This is a genomic window from Gemmatimonas sp., from assembly GCF_036405635.1.
In the GTDB taxonomy this organism is placed as follows: domain Bacteria; phylum Gemmatimonadota; class Gemmatimonadetes; order Gemmatimonadales; family Gemmatimonadaceae; genus Gemmatimonas.
On the sequence record NZ_DASWXE010000205.1, the window covers coordinates 1 to 12,028 of the forward strand.

A 12,028-nucleotide genomic window follows, 5' to 3' on the forward strand; every position below is an offset into this window, starting at 1 on the left:
TGACCGGCCACATCATACGGCCGCGCGGGATGCGATTCGGTGACTGCCGACCAATCGTGCTGGAACGGCAGACACGCGCCATGGTCGATGAGCCAGATCGTGCCACGACGCATCATCAGGTTTGCGTTGCGCGGCGTGCGATCGAGGTTTTGCACGAGCATGTCCAGCCACAACACGCGCGACGCGACGACGAGATTGGCGGTCGTGAATTCACTCGCACTAAGATCGCGCGCACCTTCCAGCCACTCGAAGGCCAGGTTGGTACCCACGCTCGCATCGAGCAAGTCGCGCAATTCGTCATTCTGGTCGTCGCTGGGCACAGCGTGCGGCAACTCCACGAGATGACGCGTCGGCACCGACAAGCCAAGCGCATCACCCAGCGCACCGACAATGAACTCAGCCACCAGCGGCGCTGCGCCCTGCGACGCCCCGTGCAACTTTACAAAGCGCACGCCACCCGTCGTATCGGCCACGACCGGTGACGAAGAGCCTTTCCGCTCACGACGACGCACATGCGTGACCCGCTCGATCACCGCATCGGTGCGCACCGAAACGACGCGCGAGACCACCGCCATCACACCGGAAAGAGACCGTCGATGGACAGGTATCGCTCGCCGGTGTCGTAGCAGAACGTGAGCACGCGCGCACCCACTTTGATGTTCGGCAACGACTGCGCCACCGCCGCCAACGCCGCACCACTCGAGATGCCCACAAAAATGCCTTCCTCGCGCGCCGCACGCTGCGCGAAGCGGTAGGCGTCTTCTTCCGTGACCGAGACGGTCCCGTCGATCGTGGCCACGTGCAGGTTGGCTGGAATGAACCCCGCCCCAATGCCCTGAATGCGATGCGGACTCGGTGCACCACCACCAATCACCGCCGACTTCGCCGGCTCCACCGCCAACGTCTGCATGGAGGGCCACTGCTGCTTGAGCACTTCACTCACGCCCGTGATATGCCCGCCCGTGCCCACGCCGGTGATCAGGTAGTCGATACCCTCGGGAAAATCCTCGAGGATTTCGCGCGCCGTGGTGTCGGCGTGCATCCGCACGTTGGCCGGATTGTCGAACTGCTGTGGCATCCATGCATTGGGTGTCGACGACACCAGCTCCTGCGCGCGTGCAATCGCGCCCTTCATACCCTGTTCACGAGGCGTGAGATCGAACGTGGCACCGTAGGCGGCCATGATCCGCCGCCGCTCGATCGACATCGACTCCGGCATCACCAGCACCAGGCGATAGCCCTTCACCGCGGCCACCATGGCCAGGCCGATACCCGTGTTGCCCGACGTCGGCTCGACGATCACGCTCCCCGGCTTGAGCAGACCTTCACGCTCGGCGTCTTCGATCATCGCCAGCGCAATACGGTCCTTGATGCTGCCACCCGGATTGGCGCGCTCCAGCTTGAGCCACACCTCTTGAGGAGAGGGGAACAGGCGTTGCAGGCGCACATGCGGCGTGCGTCCGATCGTTTCGAGAATATTGTCGACGCGCATGAGCGACTGAATGGCGAACTGGATGTAAAGCCGAAGATGACGCTAGATGTGGAACTCGATGCCGTCGTCGTTGCCGTCAGCATCGGGTGCGGGGCGCGGCTCCACACGACTGGTGAACTGCACCACCGAACGTTCGGGCACCGACGACGTGAGCCACACATTGCCCCCGATCACCGAACGGTCGCCCACGTGCGTGGTGCCGCCCAGAATGGTGGCGTTGGCGTAGATGACGACGTCATTGCCGATAGTGGGATGACGCTTGCGGTTCTGCAACTTCTTGCTGACGGCCAGCGCCCCCAGCGTCACGCCTTGGTAGATGCGCACCCGATCGCCGATCTCACTCGTCTCGCCGATCACCACACCCGTGCCATGATCGATGGCAAATGCCACGCCGATGCGTGCACCCGGATGAATGTCGATGCCTGTTTCGCGGTGTGCCCATTCCGACAGCACGCGCGGAAACAGTGGCACGTCGCGCAGGTACAGCTCATGCGACAGGCGATGCACCGCGGTCGCCAGAAAGCCCGGATAAGAGATGATGACTTCTTCGATGCTACCGGCCGCCGGATCACCGCTGGTGATGGTGCGGGCATCTTCCATCAGCATCGCGTGCACGGCTGGCAGGCGGTCCAGAAACGCAGCCACCACGGGCTCCGCGTCCGCCATCAAGGGCGTGATGGCCGATCGCAGCAGGGCCTCGAGGTGCGACGCTTCATCATCCACACCGTCCGCGCCCAGTCGTGCAGGATGCGCAAACTGCGGGAACATCAGAGCCAGCGCGCGCAGTGCAAACTCTTCCGCCATCGCACGCAGCGGACGGGGGGCGTCGCAACGCGTGCGTTCATCGCGCAGCGTCACCAGAAAGTCGCGCCAGCCCGATGCAACCGGTGTGTCGGTAGAGGAAGTCATCGCAGGAGACATGAAGTTGGACGGCTGTGTATCACGGGTGCGCATCACGACAGCTCAGGACCGCTCGAGCGAGGACACGCGGTCCGCGTCACGCGTCTGCACATAACACTGCATCCCGATGGCCGTCAGCCCGGCCGTCAGCATCGCATCGCGATACCAGTGCGCCGGCTTGGGCGTCGGCCAGTTGGTATCCCCCTCGAAGTGGTCTTCGCGGGTGAACAGTTCGAGGTAGGCCATGCCTCCCACGCGATGCGCCACCTGCGACAAGCCGGCGGTGAGCTGCGTTGCGGAGAGGTAATTCAGCATGCCACAGCATACCACGAGGTCGTACTCACGGCGCAGGGGCAGCGCGTCCAGCGTTTCGATGCCGCCCAAGTGCAGGTTGCGCCGTGCGCCGAATCGCTCCACCGCGTAGGCGCTCGGATCCACACCGTCATAGTGCACGCGCGAACGGTGCGCCCGCAGCGCGGCGCGCCACTGTCCCTCGCCACACCCCACATCCAGTACGGATCGCACCGGCCGGCCCAACACGAACTCCGCCGTGCCGAGCACGAAAGCCACCTGCCGGGCCAGTTCGGCGGGCGACTTCACGCGGTGCTTCGGGTGCCGGTACCACTTGTCGAAGTACGCCTGGTCGTAGCGTTTGGCGAGGTCGTGCGGGCGGTCCGGCAGTGGGCGGTCCTGCGGCTGGTCGTCCACTACAGGATGCCCCAGAAGCTGCGGTCGATATCGATGGAGAAACGCCAGTGCCCATCACGCAGTCCCCGCGCGACATCGGCACGCAGCAGATCGTAGAAGAACAGCATACCCACGCCGGCCGATGGATACACGCCAGATATCGTGCGGCGCTCCGCCGTACCAGACGCCGTGGCCAGTGCCTGCACAAACGGCGCGAGGGTCACGTGTGAGGGCGACTTGCCAAAGCGACCCAGGGGAATGCCCGGCGCCGGCACCGGCAGACGCAGTTCAGCGCGCTGCGACAGCAACGCGCGCGCACCGAACTGCTGCGCATCGTAGCCCGGCGCCGTCCACGGCCCGCCGGCAAACACCAACCACTGTGGCGGCAGGTCACGACCGCCCGCCACACCGCCAAAGGTCTGCAGGAACAGCGCACGATCACCGCCGAGCCTGCGGGTGAGCTGCAACAACCCCTGCGCACGTGTAACGATGGGTGTTACCCGACGCGAACTCGGCGCGAGAAGAATCAGCGACTCCGGCGGCACCACAATGCCGTCGAGATTGTTCACGCGACCTTCGTACATCCCGGCGCTCGCCGACAGCATCCACAAGCCACGCATCGCACCGGGTTCCGACGGTACCCATCCGCCGGTGCCCTGTACTTCCGCACGCGCACCATTGATGCGCCACGCACGCAGTGTTGGTGCAAAGCGGCGCGACAACGGATCACCGGTCACCGCCGTGGGTCGATCCTGTTCGGCGGCCAGGCGCCAGGTGAACGCACTGTTCGGCGCGCGTCGCCACAGGATGCCCGCCGCACGGGTATCCACCGGCTGCGTGTAGTCACTGCCAAACAGCAACGAGGCCAGCGAATTGGTCACGCCTGCACGCTCGGCGAACGCCAGTTCGCGATAGTCACGTTCCACGAACAGCTGCAACGTGGGAGTACGACCAAACGCCGGCGCCTTGCCAATGGAGAAGTGACCCTTGAGCTGACGATCGGAGAAGCCGTATCGCGCGCGCGCACCGAGCTGCACACCTGTGCCAGTGCGATGGGTGCCACCCAATCCCACCGCCAGCCCTTCCGCGCGATTGAAACGCGCCAGATCACTCACGCCGCGCCCCGTGACCGATGCCGTGGCTGGACGGGCCAGCATGGCGGCGCGCACCGCCGCCTCGGCCTCCACACGCGCGCGCACCACATCCTCGCTGCTCGCGATCTGGATCTCGGGCGGCAACGCATCGATGACCCGGGCTTCGAACGGATGTGCACGCAGACTGTCGCGCGACACCGAGCTCCATCGTGGCAAGGCCATCGTGGGTGCGGGGATCTGTTCGTTCACGGTGTAGTTGGAGATCTCCCAGCGGCCGCGCACGATGCCGCGTGCCGGGATGTCGAACCACGTACTGCCACGCGACACTTCCACTTCCTGCTTGCGTGGCAGCCAGAACCGCTCGCGTATGAGGCCATTCTCGAGCGTCACCACCAGCGTCTCGATGCGCTTGTCGATGATGGCGGCTCGCGTGAACGTCATCGACAACCGCACTACGGCCGCCGTCTCGCGGTCGAGGTACACCGATCCAATCGCCGCTGGCGTGGACGCATCACGCGGGCGGAACTTCACCTCGTCCACCAGGATCTCACGTCCCGGGATGGTGATACGCAGCGGATCGCCGATGGCGTACTCGTACTGCGACTGGGCATTGGCACCCAGTGGATGCGGCACATCACGCACGTCCTGTCCGTCACCAAGACGAATGCGATCCGGCAGGTTGTCGAGCACCACGCCGTAGCGGTCGCGATAGTAGCCGACATTGGCCGGCAGCAGTGTCGTATCGCGACGTCCCACCAAACGCTGCGCACTACGGCCGGGCTGCCACCAGGCGATAGTGAGCGCAAGTTCTTCGCTCTGCACCACCTTGGGCGGAATGATCATGCCTTCGCCGAGTTGCGCGAGAAAAGCGAGAAATCCGTGCGCGTCGGCTTGGTAGGAGAGCAACGTGCTGTCGGCCAGTTGCAGGCCGCGCCGCGCAATCGCACGCCCGACCAGCGAATCCGCAGACGCGTTGCGCCATGCTGCAGACGTCTGCGCAGGCAATGATCGCGCGGGAAGCACCTGCAGCGCGCCCTGCAGCAGCGCAACCGACAGCAGCGATGGCCACAGCGTCGCCCCACGAAGGGCGCGATCGCGCGTGCCACGCAGACTTCGAGCAAAGAATGAGTTCACGGAAGCAAAGGGCACAACGATGCGGAAGACAACGAATCAGGGGGAGGGTGACGGGCTGGGTAGCAGCAACCAGCTACGAAAGCGCCCCGCCGGCCGGTCACTCTCATGAGGCATTACCACAAGATACGCCCATCCGTATCGCCACTGGTTCTCCACGGCCGGATCGGACGTGGGGGTACGCGGTGCACGAAACAACCGGCGTTGCAGAACCCGCGCGGTGACCGTTATGGGGACGATGGTGCCGTTGGCGCCCACCAACCGTACCCGTGATTGCAGGGGAACCATGGGCGCATCATGGCGTGCGCTGAAGTGCACGGCCAACAGCGTGTCGGTGGTACGGCCGCCACGGGCGCTCTCCACGCGCGGGAGCGGCCCGTTGGGCGCGAGCGTCGACTGGGTCACCGCACTGTCGACCAGCAGGTGAGCGCCACGATAGCGTGTCACCACCCACGCATCGAGCGGATCGACAGCGGGCGGTGGCGCAGACGTCACGCGCTCCGTCTGGGCTTCGGCGTGGCCCGCCACCGCTGTCCATGCGAGGGCACACACCGCCATCAACCGCCACACGCGCCGTGAGTTTTTCACGGTACGCTGATCGCGCGGCGACCCAGCACCGACGGCAGCACCACCGGCAGCGCGGTCGGCACCACATGCGACACATCCACGCCTGGGGCGAGCACATCGAGCCCAGCCCGGAGTGCTGCGTCGCTGCGAACCGCATATCGCAACAGCTGTTCGTCGGCCTGCTCCACCTCGAACACACGCAGCACCGCCATGCGCGTGCCCACCGTGACCCACTCGGTGCGCGCTACCGGATCCTCCACTTCACGTGGCACCATCTGCGCCAGCGCCACCCGCATGCGCGCCTCCAGTACAGCGAGCGGCGAGATCGCCCACGATTCACGCAACGCGTGCAGCGCCAGCGAATCGGCCAGACGATTCACCTGGGCCGACGCGGCCGCGGTCCATCCCGGTGGAGCCGCCGACCAATCGCGGCGCACGGCGTCATCGAGCAGCACATCGGGTTCGATACCACCGGTCGCTGCGGCTCCCGTGCCCTGGCGGCGCTCCAATGCTTCTCCGTTGGGCGTGAGCCAACGCGCCGTCGTCAGGCGCAACGACAGCTCCTTGGACAGCGTCACCACGCGCTGCACCACACCCTTCCCGTACGTCGGCGCGCCCACCAGCAGAGCACGCCGATAGTCACGCAACGCCGCCGCCGTGACTTCGGCCGCGCTCGCAGTCCCGGCGTCCACCAGTACCGTGAGCGGCATGTTGGGCCATCGTGATGTGGGCGCGCGATGGGGCTGCGGCGCCGTCCCTCCACGGCCGGCGAGCGACGACACCACCATACCACGCGGCAGGAACAATCCCGCCGCTTTCACGCCTTCCTCGAACAGTCCGCCACCGTTGCCACGCAGGTCGAGCACGAGCGACTTGGCGCCGCGCGCCACCAGCGATTCCACGGCCTCCTCGAGCTCCGCCGCCGAGCGCGCCGTCATCGTCCATACGCGCACGTAGCCCACGGAGTCGGCGAGCAGCCCCTCCTCCGCGACCGCCGACATGTGCCACGTCGTACGGAAGACCGTGATCGTGGCCGTGTCACCCATGGGCGCGCGCCACACCTTCAGCACATTGCTGGCCGGCGCATCATCGGTGCTGTCGCGCTGCTTGCCCCAGCCATCGCGTACCGGCACGCCGTCCACCATCAGAATGCGATCGCCGGCGCGCAGGCCGGCTGCCTGAGCCGGTGACCCGCGAGCCACCCGCATCACGCTGGCGCCGTTGTCCTGGCCGCGGAGTGTAAGTCCCAGGCCACGTACCTCGCCCTGCAACGTGCCCCGATAGCGCTGCACACCATCACCACGCAGCAACGCCGCGTAGGGATCGTGCAGTTCGCGCAGCATGCCCGCCACCGCGCGCCGGATGAGTTCATCGCTGGGCAGCGAATCGAGCGCATTCACCCGCACCGAGTCGATGGCCTGCGACAACAGACGCGCCTCGGCCCATTCGTCGCGCGCGGCGGCACGCTCCCGCTCGAACCAGACGCCCCCGGCAAATGCCGCAGCCAATCCCCCCGCAAGCAGCGGGACGATCAGCAGGCGACGGAAGCGGAGCGAAAGAGGCATCGAATAGCAGCGGTACTATGGCCCGAAATGATGACATGACAACACGATGGCTGTCTCTTCGTACCGCGTCAGGGAATCGGGGGTCCGTTTGGGGCCGCCTGCGCCACGCGGGTTACCTTGAGACGACGAGCCCCCGTCACCGCGCCTGTTCCGGCATGCCGAAAGGATACGTTCCGACGGTGACCCGTGAGTGTAACACCGATCGAACGACGACCACAGCGATGAACTCCAACGCCACCGAAGGACTGATCTCGGCTCAGCCGCTCAAGCCCAGCCAGTCTCTGAGCGGCCTGCTGCTGCTCGCGGCCACCATTGCCGCGATGTTCTGGGCCAATTCTGCCGCTCGTGACTCCTATCACGCGCTGTGGGAAATTCCTGTGGCAGGCATGTCGCTGCATCACGTCATCAATGACGCGCTGATGGCGTTGTTTTTCCTGATGGTCGGGCTGGAAATCAAACATGAGTTGCAGGACGGTGCCCTCTCATCCATGCGGCAGGCTGCGCTGCCCATCGTCGGCGCCATTGGCGGCATGGTGGTCCCTGCCGCGATTTACACCGCCATTGCCGCCGGGACACCCGCAGCACGCGGCTGGGGCATTCCCATGGCCACCGATATCGCCTTTGCGCTCGGTGTCATGGCGCTGCTTGGCGATCGAGTGCCCGCAGGACTGCGCATCTTCCTCGCCGCATTGGCCATCGCCGATGATATCGGCGCGGTGCTGGTCATCGGGTTGTTCTACACATCCGACATCGTAGTCGGCGCACTCGCCGCCGTGGTCGTGATCGTGGCATTGTTGTTCGCCTGCAATCGGCGTGGCGTGCACAGCCCACGGCCCTACATCGCGCTTGGTATCATGCTGTGGTTTGCGGTGTACAAGTCGGGCGTGCACGCCAGTATTGCTGGCGTGCTGCTTGCGTTCACCATTCCGGCGCGCGGCACCAGCAGCGTTGAGCAAACGCTGGAACACGCGCTGCAGTTCCCGGTGAGCTACGGTGTGATTCCGCTCTTTGCGCTCGCCAATGCCGGCGTGGCCATCCCGCAGGAACTCGGCGCGCTGATTGCCAGCACCGCCTCGATAGCCACGGCTGCGGGGCTGCTCATCGGCAAGCCCGTGGGCATCGCCGGCGCGGCGTGGCTGGCCGTGCGCCTGCGATGGGCCTCGTTGCCAGCAGGCGCCACCTGGTTTGGGCTCGTCGGCGTCGCAGTCCTCGGCGGCATCGGCTTCACCATGTCGCTGTTTGTCGCGGCCCTCGCGTTCGGCACCAGCGCTCATCTCGATGCGGCAAAGCTTGGCGTGCTCGGCGGATCGCTGTGCGCCGGCCTGCTTGGCGCGCTGCTACTCGCGGTTGGTGCACGCACCACGCGCACCAACCGACTTACACCCTGAACCGCATACATCGCATGATCCCTGCCCCAACAACGATGCCGCCACCGCACGAGCTCTCGTCGCGCGCACCGCTGCTCATCGTGAGCGATGTCGACGGCACGCTGATCGACGAACGTGGACAACTGCCATGCACCACCAGCGAGTTGCGCGCCCATCTCGCAGCACTCGCCGCCGCGCGAGGCGCACCGGTGACTCTGGCTCTCGCCTCAAGTCGCACCATGCGTGAGCTCACCGTGCTGCAACGTGCACTTGGGTTGTACGGGCCGTGTATTGCCGAGGACGGCGCCCTGCTTGCCGTCGACGTGAAGCGCACCGGTGTGGAATTGGGTGGAGAACGGATTGGTGACGATGTGGTCACGAATCCCACCGAGTGGACTGCTCTCACGAACGCGGGCCGTCGTACGCTGAGCATGCAGTCGTTTGCAGCGGATGCTGCGGCACTGACACGCATGATGAATGATTGCAGGGCTTTCCACGATGCGGATGTTCGGCATCTTGGCGTGCAGGAGTGGATATCGCTCGGATTCCGGACACCGGCCTCGGTGCGACGCGCACTTGCCGCGCGACATCACAGCATATTGCTCGATCCCGAAGTCCTTGACGCGAACGCGCTGAGCACGCTACGTGAGTCTGCTGCACATCATGCACTGCAATTGCGGCGAGGTGGACGGTGGCTCACGCTGACCGCTGCATCCGGCAAGGGCGCTGCACTTCGTGCGCTACGGCACAATGTCTCGCTTGATGGTGTATCACCCCTGATTGTGGCGGTGGGCAACGAGGAGAATGACATCTCGTTGCTTGCTGAAGCGGACCTGCGCTTCGTGATACGTAACCCGCACCGAGGTCCGCTCGAGTCGCTCGCGTCGCTTCCCGGCGCCGTCGTGCTGACTCCAGAAGGCCCTGGAGGATGGATCGATATGCTGAACCGCTTGCACCTGGTCGCCTCGTGACGCAGTCCTCGCGCGCTATCGCGCGCCAGGAACTGGAAGTGCCACGCTGGACCTTCTCGATCCTCACGATCCCGTCACGCCTCGAGTTCCTCGAGCGGCTGCTGCAGTCGCTGGCTTCGTTGCCGGTGACGCCGGCCTTCGAGGTGGTCGTCGTGCACAACGTGGCCTCGGAAGAGGAGCCACTGGCCATCGAAGCGCGCATCCGTGCGCTGGCGCCGACTCTTCCGGTGCGCGTGTATGTGAACTCGACCGACCCCACCATCGGTGGCGGACGTCGTGTGCAGCTCGCCGTGTGTCGCACGCCGCTCGTCGCCTTTGTCGATGACGACCTCACGCTGCATGGCGACATTCTCTCCAGCATCGAAGAGACGTTGCGCTCGCGCCCTGTCGGTATCGTGGGCCTGCCGTCGTACGAAGAAGACACCGATGTGCGTTTCAAGCCGCGCGACACGACACCCCATGTCGATGTCGATGGCATTCGCTACATGCCGGTGCAGGGCATGCTCGTGGCCGGCTATCGTCGCCTGTTTGCCGACATCGGTGGCTTCAATCCTCGTCGGCAGTTCTGGGGCGAATGGACGGAGTTCAATCTCCGCATGTGGCGCCACGGATTCCCCACGGGGTACATCCTCGACCGCGGCTTCCTGCGACACTGGCACAAGGCGCCCGAGTCGCCCACGCGCAACATGTCGGGGCGCGAGAAGCATGTCCTGTGGGGCCTGATGTGCATCGCGCTCGAATACGATGCCGTGAGCATCAACGAAGCCACCGATGCCTTCTGGCGGCTCGCGCAGGACCGGTATCTCATGTACTCGTTCGGTGAGCAACCCAGCCCCAAGCAGTTGCTGGCGAGTGTGCTCGAACTCATGCCCAAGCTGTCGCGTGAGTTTCCGGCCATTCACGCCTTCGCCGATGAGGCGCGACGTCATCCGTTCCAGTTCAAGCCGTTCGAACCGCTGTCGTCCGACGACGTGCGACGTGTCCTCGCCTATGCCGACGCCGAGATCGATCGCTATCGCGGCGTGCTGGGCGAAGCGCCACCTCCGCCACCGCTGGTGCGTCCGGGTTGGCTCCGTCGCATTGGCCGGGCCGTGCTCGGACGCCGGAAGCTCGCGTCAAACTAGTGTTGTGATGTAGCAGGGAGAGCATGGACACCTGACGGTTGTGAGGTGTCCAGCTCGCCGGCCCGCTTGAGGCCAAGCCGGAACAGAATGGGTCCCACCGTTTCATTGATCGCGATGGTCGCCAGCAACAGCGTACGCAGCTCGGCACCACGCGTCGGGTAGACATCGGCCACCACGGTGGCAAGACCGATCGCCACGCCTGCCTGCGACACCAGTCCCAGCCACGCACGCTGCGGAATCTTGGGATCGAGCCCCGCCCAGCGGCCGCCCAGTTGCATGCCCGACCAGATACCGGCCATGCGCACCAGCACCACCGGGATCACGATCATCCACAGTGGCAGCACCGACCGTGGGTCGATCTTGGCACCTGACAGCGCAAAGAACACCACGAAGACCGGCGCCGCCGCACGCTCGAGGGCATGACGCAGTTCGGCGCCACGACCACCGCCGGCATTCTCCGCCACGAAACCTGCCACGAGCAGCGTGAGCAGCGTCTCCACGTGCAGAATGCGCGCAACCTCCGCGCCCAGCAGCGCCACCAGCAGGCCGAAGATGAACAGCTCGCGGCTGATGAAGCGCAGGTACGCGGCGATGCCCGCGCCAAGGACCGCGCCCACAATCACCGACCCGCCGATCTCCCACACCACAGCGCCCAGCTGTACGCCGGCGCTGTCCCCAGACGGCGGCGCCATCGAGCGGGTGGCCGCCAGCACCAGGGAGAAGAGCAGTACCACCGCCACGTCCATCACCAGCACCACACCCAGCGTGTAGCGTGCCACCGGTCCATTGGCGCGCGTCTCGGTGAGCAAGGCCATCGTCACGGCCGGTGAGTGCACCACGGCCACCGCGGCAAACAGCATCGCAAAGGCGACGGCTTCCGTCATCGGCGCTGCCGCCATGAATGCCAATTGACTGCGAAAGACCACGACCACCGCCGTCACCGACACGAACGTCAGCACCAGCTCCACCGACACCATCTTGAGGATCGCGGCGCCCCGCGCCTTGATCTCCGACATCTGCAATTCGGCGCCGGCCAGAAACGCGATCAAGGCAATCGCCAAGTTGCTCACCGGATTGAGCTCGGCCAGCACAGGCTTGGACACATACCCCAGTCCGGGTGGACCGAAGAT

General features: G+C 65.5%; 11 protein-coding genes. 3 read left to right on the top strand and 8 right to left on the bottom strand.

Annotation, left to right across the window (positions count from 1 at the left end):
• The 7 genes from VGE27_RS16045 to VGE27_RS16075 all read right to left on the bottom strand — a co-directional run.
• The coding region (locus tag VGE27_RS16045) for a HipA family kinase (protein ID WP_331050685.1) at positions 1 to 575 on the bottom strand (575 nt) is incomplete at its 3' end.
• Complete coding sequence (gene cysK, locus VGE27_RS16050; RefSeq protein ID WP_331050686.1) at positions 575 to 1,492, bottom strand: cysteine synthase A; 918 nt, start codon at positions 1,490 to 1,492, stop codon at positions 575 to 577. The genes VGE27_RS16045 and cysK, both read right to left, overlap by 1 nt.
• Positions 1,493 to 1,534: 42 nt before the next feature.
• Complete coding sequence (gene epsC, locus VGE27_RS16055) at positions 1,535 to 2,401, bottom strand: serine O-acetyltransferase EpsC (RefSeq protein ID WP_331050687.1); 867 nt, start codon at positions 2,399 to 2,401, stop codon at positions 1,535 to 1,537.
• A gap of 54 nt (positions 2,402 to 2,455) precedes the next feature.
• Positions 2,456 to 3,100: a class I SAM-dependent methyltransferase gene (locus tag VGE27_RS16060; protein WP_331050688.1), complete on the bottom strand. Its 645-nt coding sequence runs from the start codon at positions 3,098 to 3,100 to the stop codon at positions 2,456 to 2,458.
• On the bottom strand, positions 3,100 to 5,307 hold the full coding sequence (locus VGE27_RS16065; protein ID WP_331050689.1) for a hypothetical protein: 2,208 nt from the start codon (positions 5,305 to 5,307) through the stop codon (positions 3,100 to 3,102). Before VGE27_RS16065 ends, VGE27_RS16060 begins: the two co-directional genes overlap by 1 nt.
• A gap of 36 nt (positions 5,308 to 5,343) precedes the next feature.
• A complete protein-coding gene (locus tag VGE27_RS16070; protein ID WP_331050690.1) occupies positions 5,344 to 5,892 on the bottom strand; it encodes a hypothetical protein in 549 nt (182 codons plus the stop codon).
• Positions 5,889 to 7,436, bottom strand: coding sequence for a S41 family peptidase (locus tag VGE27_RS16075; protein ID WP_331050691.1), 1,548 nt, complete (start codon positions 7,434 to 7,436; stop codon positions 5,889 to 5,891). Before VGE27_RS16075 ends, VGE27_RS16070 begins: the two co-directional genes overlap by 4 nt.
• A gap of 221 nt (positions 7,437 to 7,657) precedes the next feature.
• Between VGE27_RS16075 and nhaA the strand changes: the two genes are divergently transcribed.
• The 3 genes from nhaA to VGE27_RS16090 are packed head-to-tail and all read left to right on the top strand — an operon-like array spanning position 7,658 to position 10,898.
• Complete coding sequence (gene nhaA, locus VGE27_RS16080; RefSeq protein WP_331050692.1) at positions 7,658 to 8,824, top strand: Na+/H+ antiporter NhaA; 1,167 nt, start codon at positions 7,658 to 7,660, stop codon at positions 8,822 to 8,824.
• Between the two features lie 35 nt (positions 8,825 to 8,859).
• On the top strand, positions 8,860 to 9,774 hold the full coding sequence (locus VGE27_RS16085; protein ID WP_331050693.1) for an HAD hydrolase family protein: 915 nt from the start codon (positions 8,860 to 8,862) through the stop codon (positions 9,772 to 9,774).
• Complete coding sequence (locus VGE27_RS16090) at positions 9,771 to 10,898, top strand: glycosyltransferase family A protein (protein WP_331050694.1); 1,128 nt, start codon at positions 9,771 to 9,773, stop codon at positions 10,896 to 10,898. The genes VGE27_RS16085 and VGE27_RS16090 overlap by 4 nt, the downstream gene beginning before the upstream one ends.
• Here VGE27_RS16090 and VGE27_RS16095 read toward each other — a convergent pair.
• The coding region (locus tag VGE27_RS16095) for a cation:proton antiporter (RefSeq protein WP_331050695.1) at positions 10,895 to 12,028 on the bottom strand (1,134 nt) is incomplete at its 5' end. The two genes, VGE27_RS16090 and VGE27_RS16095, sit on opposite strands and share 4 nt — an antisense overlap.